This window comes from Paraglaciecola aquimarina, from assembly GCF_032464635.1.
Classification (GTDB): Bacteria; Pseudomonadota; Gammaproteobacteria; order Enterobacterales; family Alteromonadaceae; genus Paraglaciecola; species Paraglaciecola aquimarina.
The window spans coordinates 3,881,463-3,895,618 of sequence record NZ_JAWDIO010000002.1; the positions used below are offsets into that span (position 1 = coordinate 3,881,463).

Here is a 14,156-nt window from a genome sequence, read left to right on the forward strand (position 1 = left end):
TTACTGTCGATTGAGTTTACCATTTACGTTATGGGCCATGTGCTCAACCACAGTAATTTTGGTAGGAATTTCAAAACGTTGCAATTGATTTTTGCACATATGAGTGACTTGACGTCGCATACTGGCAATATCCAGCTTAGCCAGCTCTGAATTATCAAACAAAACAATATCAGCCACCACTAACTGCCCCATCAAAGGGTTATTTTTAGCATACACCCGAGCTTGACTCACATCGGCAATTGTTAATAAAACCTGCTCAACTTTTTCGGGATACACTTTATTGCCTCCCACATTAATCGCACCAGTGGCACGCCCCAAAAATACCACCCTGTCAGCAACCACTTGCACCTTATCTTGAGTATCCATAAAGCCTAACTCATCAGTCGTAATATTCGATGGCACTTTAGCTTGTTTATTTGGTTTAACCAGTAAGTGATGTTCACTAGATATTTTAAGCGCCAGCGGTAATTCGCTATTATGCAGCCAACTTAGTGGAAACCCAGCCTTACCATCGCTTACCACAAAGCCTACTCCCGCTTCGGTAGAAGCATAAATATGCCGAACTTTGGCCTGAGGAAATAATCTAGCTAGCTGATCTAACAATGTTTGATCAACAATTTCCCCGCCTAAAGTGATATGACTCAAGGCTAGATCAGGTAATTGCTTAGTCATCAAGAGTTGTCGCCATAAACTAGGTGTGGCCGATACCGCTGTTACCTTGTTTTTTTGCATTAATGCTAACTGACTTAACGGCTCGCCACCTGTTGCATCGACTAAATCAGCCCCACTAAGCAAGGCTTGTAAAACCACTTGTAAGCCAGCAAAACGACAGGCTTGATACATTAACGCCCAGCATAATTTTTGTAACCTTGCGCTGTGTTTCGTCTCTGCGGTTAAAGAAATAAGAGTATGAGCAAACCACTTAGGCTCACCCGTCGTGCCTGAAGTAGCAAGATACCAACGAGTATTCGAGACTAACGGCAACATCTGGCTATTGGACACATCTTGCCCGTTCAAGGGCCAAACTTGTAGTCCATCCACCAACGGAATAGTGACATTGCTGGCACACAAATACATAGCCGAACAAAAACCATCAAAGGCGATTAAACTAACCAAAAAGTCCACTAAATGGCGATCAGTTAAGGCAACTTTCTTACCTCTAAGCTGTGGATGCCGTTGTCTAATTTTGAGCGCTTTTTCCACTAAATCATTTACAGACATAGATTGCTCAGCGTAGAACAAGGTGCCATTCTTTTGTTGCTTTTGGATTTGCTCTAGCAGATTAGCCATACAATTACTGTTGACTAGCGCATTGCTGATAAATGGCGACGAACTCGCTAAATGTACTGGGGTAAGTGTCAATTGCGAGCTCTGTAAAGGGATCAAAACCCAAGTCCTCTTCCAGTTGTGCCACTAGCATGGCATAACCAAGTGAGTCTAGACCGCTTTCCAATAGCAAAGTGCTGGCTTCTATCGGCTCAACGAGCTGGCAATCGCCTAGCTCGGCAACTTGTTGCATCGCCAGTTTAATTTGTTGTTCTAAGTCCAAGGTCATTCCTCTTATAAAAACTGAATGTCGTTACTCAGGTTACGAATATTTTTGGGTAACTTTTGCAGTATTGTCTCGCGTTTTAGTAACCATTGTTTAAGTTCATATTGGTAATGCAATATAGCAAATTGTTGGCCATTTCTTTGTCCGCCATTTTCGAGGCTAACTTGTTCATATTCAAATACTTTGTGCATTTTATTTGCCGCCGTATTAAAGGACAAGACTTGTGCCAACAAATGGCTGTATCTAATGCGCTTATCACTAGTAAAGGGCTGATGAATAGCGACAAAATCCAACGCCGCCAACTCTAAAATAATGCCCGTTACCTAGCCACACATTGGTTTCACCTAGATAACACCCCCACTCTGGCGTACTGGTGTGTAGATCTGAAAAATTCAACACCCCTATCGGCTGTTTATTCTGCCATAAAATGAAAAATTGGCGGCTTGTATCACACGCTAGCTTTTCAAACCAACGGCAATGATCTTGCCACTCCACTGGTTGATCGTTATGCATATTCTGTTGAATTCTAGGACTATTACGCCACTGCCACACTAGCTTCAACTGTGATTGACTTAGGGCTTTAAACTCGTGACTGGGTAAGCCAACTTTCATACGGCAAATTCACTTTTGTCTGACAGTGTTAACATCAGTTCGCTGATAGCTTTTGCTCCATCTTCTATAGGCTGCTGCAACGCCTTTACATGCATTGACTGCAGCAATTCAGCTTGCTGCCACAAACTCATACATGTACTGATCAATTCATCTATGCTCACCTGGTCCCATTGTTTTACCAGACACCACCCCTGCTTAGCAGCTTGTTGACTGGCAAATTTTTGATTATCTGCAACCACCAGCAACATAGCCGGCGTCGCGCAAGCTAAACACTCAAACTGACTGCCGCCCGCCGCTGATAAAGCCAAGCGAGTACCGACTAATATTTCAGCCATATTTTGACAGTCATGATGATGAGTAACATTCAATTGACTATTGGCGATGAAATGTTGCAAAGTGTGCAATTGTGTATAAGCAACGCCTGTGACCACTGTTATTGACATAGCCGCGTTAATTTTCTGCAAAGACTGTAGTGCCAGCAAAGTCATATTCTGGGGATCACTACCGCCAAACATCAAGGTTAGCGTGTTACGCTTACGCCAGTTTTTGTCACTAACCTGTAAAAACTCTTTCCTTAATACCTGATAACTTTTGCCAAGCGCCAACTGAGCTTGGGGCGCGCTAACTTGGTAATTTAGCTTTGATGCGTTATGGGCACCATTAATCACTAGATCAGCGTGCAAATCTCCGCTGTTATTCATGTCATCAAAAACAGCAAGTTTGTAATTGTCATGACATAGAACTTGTCGGTAACTTGGGGCAAATTGATAACCATCTAGCACTAACCAATCTGCACCGAGTTCGGAACATTGATGCTTGACCCAGTTTGCCTCAAGCAGTTTTATATCGTGGTAGTCATCGCTTACTTGGTTGCTAAGGGCTTGCTCATCAAAAGTGGCAAGCGGCATAATATCACCAACCCAATCGCGGCGTTTTTGGCAAAATGATTGCGATGATTCAGACATAATGAACAGCACTTGGTGGCCTTCACTATCAAAACTTTGCGCCAGCGCCAAACAGCGCATGATATGGCCCAAACCAATTTGGGGTTCACCCTCTACCCGAAATACTATACGCATTTTAGCCAACATAGATTATTCGATCATCGACCAATGTAGTGCGGTGCCTTTTCGAAGTGCTTGTTTAGCCACTTTCCCTTGAACTGTCTGCCAGTATTTAGGCGCTAGACCAAATGCAGGGCGTACAATACGCATATTATCTGTGGTTAACACTTCACCTTGTGCTACATCTTGACTGATATAAATCGAGCGACGATATTGCTTCGATTTTTCTTCAGCTTGGGTGCCAGCATAGGTAACTTGGCCCAACGCTTGGTAGGCACGCTTAGTTTCAATCACTAAGCGACTTAATTCATCCGGCTCCAAAGAAAACGCAGCGTCTACTCCACCCGCACTCCTATCCAGTACAAAATGTTTTTCGATAACTGTCGCGCCTAAAGCTACGGCAGCAACAGACACACCCACTCCGCCCGTGTGATCAGACAAGCCAACTTGGCAATTAAATGCCTGCCGCATATTGGCGATAGTAGCGAGATTCGTATTGGTAGGATCTGCTGGATAAGTGCTGGTGCATTTCAGTAAAATAATATCTTGGCAGCCAGCTTCTTTGGCGGTATTCACCGCCTCTTCAATTTCACTTAAGCTTGCCATACCAGTAGACATGATCAAGGGTTTATTTTTGGAGGCTGCCTTTTGAATTAACGGTAAATCGGTCAACTCAAACGATGCAATTTTGAAGCATGGAGCGGCTAAATCATCCAGAAAATCCACGGCCTGTTCGTCAAATGGTGAGCTAAAAGCGAGCAAGCCTAAAGACCTAGCAAACTCAAATAAAGGTTTATGCCAATCGTATGGCGTGGCTGCCTTTTGATACAAAGCATGTAAAGACTCGCCACTCCACAAACTGTCTTTTTCTTGGATCACAAAGTGGTCGTTATCCACATCTAAAGTCATACTATCAGCGGTGAAGGTTTGCAATTTAATAGCATGGGCTCCCGCTTTTGCTGCGGCTTCAACCATTTGCATAGCTAGCTCTACGTTTTGCTGATGGTTACCACTTAGCTCAGCAATAATAAAAGGAGGGTGACTTGGCCCTATTAGCCTATTACCAATTCGAATATCAGCCATGGTTTTCACTCTCAGCCTCTTCAGCTAAATGCTCGAAAATGGAGACGATACTCTCGGTTAAGTCTTCAGCTTTATCGCAATCACAAGGCAGTTTCTCGTTTATCATGTCCGAGTACTGCAGCGCGTGTTTAGGACAAGGCGCGCGTTGTTCTGTGGCAAAGTCAGGCATTAATACCGCAGGCTCCGCTGTAGCAGTTATAAGTAACACTGGGCAATTAACCGCCTGAGCATACCAACGATCACCACTTGATTTACATACCACTAAATCACTTGCGCTCATCATTTTCAGTAAGGTGACAGGGTTATCATGACTATCTGCACGAACCCACACCTCGTAGCCTTGCTGTTGTAGTAACTTTTTCAACTCTGCTGTATGAGGGTAAATATATCCATCTTCAGAATGTGTTAAACACAAGCCAATGACTTGGCTCGATTTCGCTTTTTTGGCTAAGCGCTTATCCGCACTGATTTGTACATTCTGTTGCAATTCAGCTATATCAAAACCACAACAGTGTTTTAAGTAAAACTCCGGATAGCCGCCATCGGGTAGTACCGAAGAATGCCACCAAGGTGTTAACCACTGTCGCATACCAATAAAAGTACTGTCCAGAAACGCACTAGGCACATTAACGTATTCCGGTTCTAAGCTTTGATCCTGCACCTTATCGAGTAACTCAGCAATAGACAAACTGATAAAGTTACCAACTAAGGGCTCTGCGGCGTCTTTTAAGAAACGAGATAAAAAGCAGGGCATAAAAGCGGTATCTAAATTAACGATCTGTGAATATTCTTGGCCTATAATGTTTTCTGCCAATCCTAAAAACGACTCCATGGCTTGAAAAAATCATCGGGCCATTGTTCTGCCGATAAAGTATGCATATGAACATTTGGTTCACTGGCACTGATTATTTTTGCAATATCATCATTAAAGGTTAAAAAGTGTATATCAGCTCCGGGCAGTTGTTGCATAAAAAAGCGAATAGCAGGCAAGCCAATGGCACAGACATCAGCCGCAGCCAACATACGTATAATTAGCACTTTGTCATTTTTATTGGCAAGCTTAGCCATTGAATACTCCATTTTTTCCTTGTATATACGCTTTATACATTAATTCAGCCCTAATCCAGTCCTCCAAGGTGTCAATGTCTTGCACCAAGTATCGAGGCAAAAAATGGGAATACTGTGCTGACTAAAAATTTTGTCTTTTTGTAAATATGCTGCGGTTCTTCCCCAGTAGAATTGGCCTGCGTCATGAAAAGCGTCTGTTAAGTCTTGAGATCTTTTGCCAATATCTTCAGGCCACAAGGCAGCAACTCCCTGCTCAGATGAAACGAGTGCTCTTTGCACAGGAAAATCAAAACTGGTGACTGAAAATGCGAATTGCATACTTTGTTTTTGCTTCAGTTGTTCTATCCCAGATAGTAACGAACTCGGGCTTAAAAAAGGGGCGGTAGCGTAGATACAGCAACAAAACTCTGGTTCAAACATATTCTGTCGGCAGTATTCAATGGTATGGCGAGTAACGGGGGTAGTGCCTGTAAAATCATCGGCTAAGTCTGCTGGGCGTATAAAAGGCACCTCAGCGCCAAATTGAATTGCCACTTCAGCTATTTCTTCACTATCGGTAGACACAATAATTTTTTCGAAGGCTTCACTCGCTATCGCCGCTTCAATTGAATACGCAATAAGCGGCTTGCCAGCAAACAGTTTAATGTTCTTTTTCGGGATCCGTTTGCTCCCCCTAGCAGGTATTACCGCCAAGTTCACACTAACACCTCACGCAACGAAGCAATAACGTGTGTCTGTTGGTCAAGGGTCATGTCTGCGAATAAAGGCAAGGTCAAGGCAGACGAATAAAACTGTTCTGAAACTGGAAAGTCGCCTTTATTAAAGCCCAAATGTTGATAGTAGGGATGAAAATGAATAGGTATATAATGCACATTTACACCAATCCCAAGGGCATGCAATTTATTATAAATAACTTCTCGATCATGATTTTGCAACTCTACCATGTACAAATGCTAAGGCACTTTCTTCGGATAGCTTAGCATCGGGTAAGGTAATAGGTAGATTGGCAAGTTCAATATGATATCTAGCAACCAACACTTTTCGTTTTTGTATAAAGCTATCTAGCTTTTGTAACTGAGACAAACCTAAAGCCGCATGTAAATCGCTGAGCCGATAGTTGTAGCCCAATTCAATTTGTTGGTAATACCAAGGGCCATGACTCTGCCCTTGCATGAGCTCTAAATCACGAGTGATGCCATGTTTGGCGAACAAAGTCAGTTTGTCACGTAAAAGCGTGGAGTTAGTCAACACCGCTCCGCCTTCTGCAGACGTAATTGATTTAACAGGATGAAAACTCAACACCGTCATATCCGAATAACGACAACTGCCAATTTTAGTCCCTTGATAACGTCCACCTAGGGCATGAGCTGCATCTTCAATTAACACAATATCATATGCACTTGTTAGTGCTCGAATAGACTGCATGTCACAACTTAAGCCAGCGAAATGCACCACGACTAAAACCTTAGGCAAGGTATTAGCTTTATTGGCTTGGTTCAGTTTTATGCTAAGCAGCTCGACATCAATATTACGGCTAGTGGCATCAATATCGACAAAATCAATTTTGGCTCCACAATACAACGCACAATTGGCTGACGCAGCGAATGAATTTGGCACTGTCCATACGCAATCACCTTGACCGACACCCGCAGCTAAACAGGCCACATGTAACCCAGAGGTTCCACTATTTACCGCCACCGCATATTGACTAGAGGTATAGTCACACAGAGCTTGTTCAAATTTTGGAACAACCGTACCTTGAGTTAAAAACTGATTACGTAACACATCGACTACCGCTTCTACGTCAGTTTCGTCTACAGAATGTTTGCCATATGGGAGCATGTAAATAATCGCTTACAAGGTGTCTTTGTCGAGTTGGGTTAACTCTTGAACCGTTAAAAAGTGAGGGTTGGTGCCAGAATGATATTCAAACTTATCAGACACAGCTTGCCCACATTCGCCTAATTTATTCTTCTTATAATCGATATTTTTATCAAAAAATTTAATTGCAGGTGTAATCACATAATGATCATCAAATTCGAGGGAATGATGGGCCATTTCTTCTGGTACCATCACTTCATGTAATTTTTCACCTGGACGAATGCCTACTAGTTCGAATTGACGACTACCGCTAATAGACTCTACCAAGTCTACAATACGTATTGATGGAATTTTAGGTACAAATATCTCGCCACCCTGCATACGTTGAAAGTTCTTAATAACAAATTCTACCCCTTCATCAAGGGTGATCCAAAAGCGTGTCATTTCTTCGTGAGTGACGGGTAATACATCCACGCCTTGAGCCAGTAACTTATGATAAAACGGCACCACAGACCCTCTTGAGCCCACAACATTGCCATACCGGACAACCGCAAACCTAGGCCCCTTAGCGCCAGCAATATTATTGGCTGCCACAAATAACTTATCTGAGGCTAACTTAGTTGCCCCGTATAAATTAACCGGATTGGCAGCTTTGTCTGTAGACAAAGCAATGACGCGACTGACATTGGCATCGATTGCCGCGTCAATCACATTTTGGGCACCATAAATATTGGTTTTAATACATTCATTTGGATTATATTCAGCCGCGGGAACTTGTTTTAACGCCGCTGCATGTACTACATAATCGACATCGCGCATTGCTGATATCAATCTTTCTTTATCTCTTACATCACCAATAAAATAACGCATCGGTGATGCATCAAAATCTTGCTGCATTTCAAACTGTTTTAATTCATCGCGGGAATAAATAATGACTTTTCTAGGTGAGTAATTCTTCAGCAGATACGCAGTAAAACGTTTACCAAATGACCCTGTTCCACCGGTAATTAGAATTGATTTATTGTTGAACATAGCCAGCCTTAATATTCATTTTCGCAGAATAAGTTAATTTTGCAGAGATACCTTTAAACTAATCTTAACAGAGTTGTTTTTAACTTTAACAATCAATTATTTATATTTTTTAACGGCTTTCCTGCCACGCAGTAAACTTGAAAGCTGTTTTAATGACGTTTTAAACAATTGATTAGCATAAGCAACTAACGCGCCATTTACTGCTAATTCTGCTTTTACGAAGTTTTCTTTATCTAAATCAGAAATTTCAGTCAAAAATTGTTGAATAAAATCATCTCGGCGGGTAACTAATTTGAGAAATGTAGCTTCATCAGGCTCTGCCTCCTTAAGCAAAACAGACAAATCCTGATTAATATCTTTTAAAGGAGAAGGTGTGTAAGTGTGGTTTAACGTTATGTTTTTCAAACTGCTGCTTGACGCTTTTGCCTTTGCATTTCATAAGCCTCTTCTTTTGCAGACTCAGGAATTTGCATCCAGGCCGTTTTAATCGGTAAAAGTAGAGTAATCACTTCGTCAATAATCTTCAAGCTATTCTGTACATTGGCATCGATTAGGCGCTGTAACATGTATTCATACAAATCAAACAGATTGCCCGCCGCTTCACTTTTTGTAGACAAGTCTAATGTGTCTCGCAAATTCATAATTATTGCCGAGGCTCGAGATAAGTTTTCCGACTTGCCAGCAAAATCTTTTCGCTCGATACAGCCTTTGGTGTAAGCCAATTTATCCAAAGCGCCCTGCATTAACATAAGGGTTAATCTATGGGGATCTGCTTGGCTAATGTCTTGTTTAAGATTGCCTTTTTTATAGGCATTGATACCTTTTAACGCCATGTTATTCTCCGTTAATTGTAGGGGCTATTCAGTGTCGTCTAACTACCTAAAGACGCCAACAAAGCCGAACCGGTACTGTTTAATTTAGACACGGTCAAATCTAAATTTAAATATTTGCTTCTTAGGATATCTTCGGTGCTTATCATTCTAAGCTCCAACTGTTCTCTATCGGTTAATATTTGTTCTTTCGTATCTTCTGCTGCGTTTTCACGCACTTTTAATAAGCCACTATAAGAGGTGTATTGGTCGACGAACTCATATAAACGATTGGCGACGCCTTCGGTCTCATCAGTGAACAAATTAGCGATTTCATCAAAATTATCACTCAACGCATCTCTTAATCGGTCCTCACCGCTACCAAAACCAAACTTATCTTGGCTACCGATCTCTAATTCACCATCATCATTGAATTCAATACCTAATTGAAAAAGGCCACCTAACTCAGATGAATTAACAGCCGAAAACATAATACTGTTTAAGCCTGACTGGATGCCTCTGATCATGGAGTCTCCAGCGAAGGCACCATCTTCTTCAAGGTCTGATTCACCATATTTAGTAAGACGTTGTATCTCAGCATTTAATTTATTGTAGTTATCTACAAAATCCCGAATCGTTGACTCAACCCCCTCACTGTCAAAACCAATACTTAATTTTGAGGTTCTGAAGGTCACGCCATCGGCTTCTAATTCTGACAATTCGGTAACGTTAAACTCAACATTTTCAATGACGTTTTCAAATTCATTGGTTTTACTTTCAACCGCTATGCCATCAATAGTCGCTTTCGCATTTTGCGCTGGAACAGTTGGAGTGAGGCTATCAGCTGCAGTTGTCACTTCATCGGAACGTACTGTTGATAAACGATCTAACTCTGCAATATCACTATCATTGACTATCACCAAATCGTTACCTGCACCGGTTCGATCTGAAGTAAAGATTAGTTTTACCCCACCATCAGCGGTCCCAGTAGAAACAATGCTAGACGTCACACCAAAGTTACTACTATTTGCATTAATAGCAGAGCTTAGATCTTGCAAACTCATAGTGTCGGTAATATTAATACTAAAAGAGTCAGAACCGCCCCCAGATTCTTTAGGGGCTTTAAATGTCAAAGAGCCGGTACCAGAAGACAAGATTGAATCTGCAGTACTGCTAAAACCGCCATCAATGGCATCGGCTGTTTGAATTCGGCTACCACTAGCCAATTGCGAAACAGAAATTAAATAATCAGCTTCAACCGCACTGTTTGAGGCTTCAGCGGTAAAAGGTTCGATACCCTCAGTTGGATTATCGATAGTCGGCTCACGACCTTTGAGGTTGGCTTCGGTGCGCAAGTCATCGAGTGTTTTTTCAAAATCTTCCAATTTTGATTTAAGCTGGCCTAAACCAGATATTTCGGCTTCAACGGCTTCATCTTGAGCATCTAGGCGTGCAGTTTTAGGCGCCCTTTCGGCTTCTAACAACTGGCTCACTAAACTCTCTAAATCTAAGCCTGAACCAACACCTAACGATTGAATAGACATACGTCACCTCGATACAAATAAATAGAGACAGGCAACATTGTAAACTACATGCATGTCTCTATGTGTGATTTAGTCAATTAACTAAACCTGTTTATTAAATAATACGCCAACTGCCGTGCCCACATCTGCATTTAAGTCTTTTAACCTTTCAGACAATGTCAAAAACTCTTCAGATGGAATTTGTCTGATGACCTCTCCAGATTCAGAGTCGGTAACCTTAACAACCTGCTTCTGGCTATTTTCATCAACCGAAAAGGCCAATTGCCTATTACTAGTTTGCGCAAACTCACTTACTTCAGACACGGCGTTAATAATCTGTTCAGGACTATTTACCTGCTGAGGATTACTTGCCTGCTCAGCCTTACTTGCCTGCTCAGGGCTGCTCAATACAGATCGACTATCCTTTACTTCGGCTAAGCCAGAAAAATCTTTAGTTATTTGCGCAGATTTTTCATTTCTCACCTCAGTTCCACCATTGCCAGTCCCTACTGAAGAATATGAAGCAAAATTTTGGCCAGTACTTTGATTGTCAATTCTCATAAATCACCTCCAAATTAACAACAAATGGCCAACTATATCTAGCCAGCCATTTACTATCGGTTATATTAGTTAAATTGTTAACTAATATCTATCCAAGTAAAGACAAAGCCGTTTGAGGCTTTTGATTTGCTTGGCTCAAAACCGACAATGACGCTTGCTGAATAATTTGATTACGGGTCAATTCAGCAGTTTCCGAGGCAAAATCTGTATCTCTAATTCGAGAACGTGCGCCCGAAACGTTTTCAGAAATATTACTTAAGTTTCTAATAGTAGATTGAAAACGGTTTTGCAACGCACCTAAATCTGCTCTGGCAGCACCCACTGTAGAAATAGCGTTAGTGATTGCAGCTAATGCAGCTGATGCGCCAACTGTTGTCGCCACGGTTGTATCAGCTAAAGACAAGCCCGACGCACCAAACCCACCTTCTTGTGTAATTGCCACATCAATAGTTTGACCGCCATTCGCGCCGACTAAGAAAGAAGACGAAAAGTCACCTTTCAAAATATCCAAGTTAGCAAACTGTGTATTAGAGGCAATTCGGCTAATTTCATTTTTTAGTGCCGTCACTTCTTTTTGCAGCGACGCTCTGTCGGCGGAAGAGTTGATACCATTTTGAGATTGGACCGCCAACGTACGAATTCGTTGTAACGCATTGGTTACCTCGCCCAACGCACCTTCAGCGGTTTGTGTTAACGAAATAGCATCATTCGCATTCCGTACAGCCTGATTTAAGCCTTGAACTTGAGTCGTTAAACGGTCAGAGATTTGCAACCCCGCAGCATCATCTGCAGCACGGTTAATTCTAAAACCTGAAGACAAACGTTCAAATGAAGTGTTAAGTGCTTGACCTGAACCAAACAGCTGGCGCTGAGCATTCAAAGAAGACACATTTGTATTTACATATAAACCCATAAAAAAACCTCCTGAAAACTCACCACCAGTCGATATAGACTTTGAAGTAGTAAGTTTGCCTCAATTTTAATGCTTAGGACCTCTCCTGCGCATTACCTCACTTTATTAAAACCGAGTACCTCTACTCAGATTTAGAATAAAAGCGATCAATTAGATCACCCCTCAACTAATGTTATCGACACTTCCTAAAGCAACTTTAATTTTTTTACTGTTTTTTTGAAAAAGTTGGCTATTACTTTTTTCACTCCAGTTTGAATTAGTGGCACGCCACATGCTTATTCTTTACACATAAACGCTATTCAGCCTATATACCCAAAGTGATGGATATTGCTCGGCGGCAAATACATGCAACCAACAAAAAGCAGTTTCGATAACAACGGAATAGGTAATGAACGAAGAATAAAGGGTAAAGCAAGTACTTTAGCCACATGCTCATGTTAGGAGTTGGAGCAAAAACCGTTTCAGTCAACTGGCGGGATTAGAGATGAATACTGGCCTCTCAACCAAGTTTCTACACTCTCAGTTCTGTTAGTTGACGTTTTATTAAAATGCAGTAAAGAATGATAGGGACTAACAGCCCCTGGTTTGAAAGAACCTAACCATTACTAGCGATATAAAAAAGGCCGAGGGCTCAATTCAGAACACCTCGACCAACTTGCTCACGTTAGGAGTTGGAGCAAAGACCGTTTCTGTCAACTGGCGGGATTAGAGATGAATACTGGCCTCTCAACCAAATTTCTACACTCTCAGTCCTGTTAGTTGACGTTTTAAATTTTATTATTCATTGTTATTTTTTATTTAAAAAAGGCCGGAGCATATGCTCCGACCAAATTGCTCTCGTTAGGAGTTGGAGCAAACTAGCTTTCTATCTAACCTTGGCAAGACAGAGAAATAGTGCCCTCCTTTGGCGATACAGTAACAATATTCCTTTACGTTACTCAGGTCGGCCTCTCATTTCCTACCCTCTTTTTTCTTTTCTATTTATCTGATTAAAACCACGCTCTTATTCCACTGCAGTTTTACTTCGATAAAATAGTAAATCAGTCAGGCCTTATCCTAATAACGATAATGCTGTTTGCGGCCTTTGATTGGCTTGCGATAACACTGTAGTACTCGCTTGCTGAATAATCTGATTACGCGTTAATTCTGCCGTTTCTATGGCAAAATCTGTATCTCGTATGCGACTTCTTGCCGCTGAAACATTTTCCGAGATATTCGACAAATTGCGAATAGTAGATTGAAATCTATTTTGTAACGCCCCTAAATCAGCTCGTTTGGCATCAATAATCGATATAGCTTCTGATACCGATGTCATGGCTGCTGATGCACCTTCGATTGTGGCAATACTGACGTCGCCAACATTCAAGCCTGATGCGCCGTATCCACCTTCTCGCTGCACATTCACACTAATAGTTTGGCCAGCGTTTGCACCTACCAAGAACTTGGAAGAAAACACGCCATCCAATACATTCACCCCACCAAACTGTGAAGTCGATGCGATTCGGCTCATTTCATCTTTCAGTGCTTTTACTTCTTTTTGCAATGCCACTCTGTCGGCAGAACTATTAATACCGTTTTGTGCTTGAATCGCCAACACCCGAATTCTTTGTAAGGCTGTAGTCGTTTCAGCCAGTGCACCCTCTATGGTCTGTGATAAAGAAATCGCATCATTGGCGTTTCTTACTGCCTGATTAAGACCCAAAATTTGGGTGGTTAACCTGTTAGAAATCTGTAAGCCTGCCGCGTCGTCTTTGGCGCTATTGATCCGAAAGCCTGACGACAAACGTTCGAATGAGGTATTTAAGCTATTGGTCGAATTAAATAACTGTCTTGAAGTATTTAATGACGATACATTTGTATTTACGAATAAACCCATTTTTCTTCTCCTAACCTAGTATCGACTTGTTATTTTATTTTTTAGCGTCGATGCCTATTGGTATTGCTAATGTTAATAATTGGCACACTACGTGCAGTATTTTATTTGTTAGCTGGTACTCATGGTTAACAATTTTGTTAAGTGTTGACGCACTTTAACAAAAGCATAATGTATGAGCGCAAGCTCAAGCTGACAAACAGAATTGATGGCCTAAACCTCAATACCTCACTACCTCACTGGCG

Annotated in this window: 15 protein-coding genes and 2 pseudogenes; all 17 read right to left on the minus strand. The window is 41.7% G+C overall.

All coding sequences use genetic code 11. The features are described from left to right. Positions 1 to 1,290, minus strand: coding sequence for an AMP-binding protein (locus RS130_RS19150; RefSeq protein ID WP_316027242.1), 1,290 nt, complete (start codon positions 1,288 to 1,290; stop codon positions 1 to 3). A gap of 4 nt (positions 1,291 to 1,294) precedes the next feature. Next, positions 1,295 to 1,555: a phosphopantetheine-binding protein gene (locus RS130_RS19155; RefSeq protein WP_428982812.1), complete on the minus strand. Its 261-nt coding sequence runs from the start codon at positions 1,553 to 1,555 to the stop codon at positions 1,295 to 1,297. 5 nt (positions 1,556 to 1,560) lie between these two features. Beyond that, on the minus strand, positions 1,561 to 1,743 hold the full coding sequence (locus RS130_RS19160) for a hypothetical protein (protein WP_316027244.1): 183 nt from the start codon (positions 1,741 to 1,743) through the stop codon (positions 1,561 to 1,563). A 67-nt stretch (positions 1,744 to 1,810) separates the two neighbouring features. Beyond that, positions 1,811 to 2,164, minus strand: coding sequence for a UDP-4-amino-4,6-dideoxy-N-acetyl-beta-L-altrosamine N-acetyltransferase (gene pseH / locus RS130_RS19165; protein WP_316027245.1), 354 nt, complete (start codon positions 2,162 to 2,164; stop codon positions 1,811 to 1,813). Next, on the minus strand, positions 2,161 to 3,243 hold the full coding sequence (gene pseG, locus RS130_RS19170) for a UDP-2,4-diacetamido-2,4,6-trideoxy-beta-L-altropyranose hydrolase (protein ID WP_316027246.1): 1,083 nt from the start codon (positions 3,241 to 3,243) through the stop codon (positions 2,161 to 2,163). Before pseG ends, pseH begins: the two co-directional genes overlap by 4 nt. Positions 3,244 to 3,258: 15 nt before the next feature. After that, positions 3,259 to 4,311 carry a pseudaminic acid synthase gene (gene pseI / locus RS130_RS19175; protein WP_316028099.1) on the minus strand — a complete coding sequence of 351 codons (1,053 nt, stop codon included), beginning with the start codon at positions 4,309 to 4,311 and terminating at the stop codon, positions 3,259 to 3,261. After that, positions 4,304 to 5,125, minus strand: coding sequence for a glycosyltransferase family protein (locus RS130_RS19180; protein ID WP_316027247.1), 822 nt, complete (start codon positions 5,123 to 5,125; stop codon positions 4,304 to 4,306). Before RS130_RS19180 ends, pseI begins: the two co-directional genes overlap by 8 nt. A gap of 2 nt (positions 5,126 to 5,127) precedes the next feature. Further along, complete coding sequence (locus RS130_RS19185) at positions 5,128 to 5,379, minus strand: hypothetical protein (protein WP_316027248.1); 252 nt, start codon at positions 5,377 to 5,379, stop codon at positions 5,128 to 5,130. After that, positions 5,372 to 6,078, minus strand: a pseudogene (gene pseF, locus RS130_RS19190) (pseudaminic acid cytidylyltransferase). The gene RS130_RS19185 and the pseudogene pseF overlap by 8 nt, the downstream one beginning before the upstream one ends. Then, positions 6,075 to 7,221: pseudogene (gene pseC / locus RS130_RS19195) on the minus strand (UDP-4-amino-4,6-dideoxy-N-acetyl-beta-L-altrosamine transaminase). Before pseC ends, pseF begins: the two co-directional pseudogenes overlap by 4 nt. 12 nt (positions 7,222 to 7,233) lie before the next feature. Then, positions 7,234 to 8,232 carry a UDP-N-acetylglucosamine 4,6-dehydratase (inverting) gene (pseB, locus tag RS130_RS19200; protein ID WP_316027249.1) on the minus strand — a complete coding sequence of 333 codons (999 nt, stop codon included), beginning with the start codon at positions 8,230 to 8,232 and terminating at the stop codon, positions 7,234 to 7,236. 96 nt (positions 8,233 to 8,328) lie between these two features. After that, positions 8,329 to 8,637 (minus strand): hypothetical protein, encoded by a 309-nt coding sequence (locus RS130_RS19205; RefSeq protein WP_316027250.1) that lies wholly within the window; start codon positions 8,635 to 8,637, stop codon positions 8,329 to 8,331. Continuing rightward, the gene (fliS, locus tag RS130_RS19210; RefSeq protein ID WP_316027251.1) at positions 8,634 to 9,065 is read right to left on the minus strand and encodes a flagellar export chaperone FliS; all 432 of its coding nucleotides are present in this window, start codon (positions 9,063 to 9,065) and stop codon (positions 8,634 to 8,636) included. The genes RS130_RS19205 and fliS overlap by 4 nt, the downstream gene beginning before the upstream one ends. A gap of 38 nt (positions 9,066 to 9,103) precedes the next feature. Further along, the gene (gene fliD, locus RS130_RS19215) at positions 9,104 to 10,585 is read right to left on the minus strand and encodes a flagellar filament capping protein FliD (RefSeq protein ID WP_316027252.1); all 1,482 of its coding nucleotides are present in this window, start codon (positions 10,583 to 10,585) and stop codon (positions 9,104 to 9,106) included. Between the two features lie 81 nt (positions 10,586 to 10,666). Next, positions 10,667 to 11,125, minus strand: coding sequence for a flagellar protein FlaG (locus RS130_RS19220; protein WP_316027253.1), 459 nt, complete (start codon positions 11,123 to 11,125; stop codon positions 10,667 to 10,669). 88 nt (positions 11,126 to 11,213) lie between these two features. Beyond that, the gene (locus RS130_RS19225; RefSeq protein ID WP_316027254.1) at positions 11,214 to 12,038 is read right to left on the minus strand and encodes a flagellin N-terminal helical domain-containing protein; all 825 of its coding nucleotides are present in this window, start codon (positions 12,036 to 12,038) and stop codon (positions 11,214 to 11,216) included. A 1,051-nt stretch (positions 12,039 to 13,089) separates the two neighbouring features. Beyond that, on the minus strand, positions 13,090 to 13,914 hold the full coding sequence (locus RS130_RS19230) for a flagellin N-terminal helical domain-containing protein (RefSeq protein ID WP_316027255.1): 825 nt from the start codon (positions 13,912 to 13,914) through the stop codon (positions 13,090 to 13,092). Positions 13,915 to 14,156 lie beyond the last annotated feature (242 nt).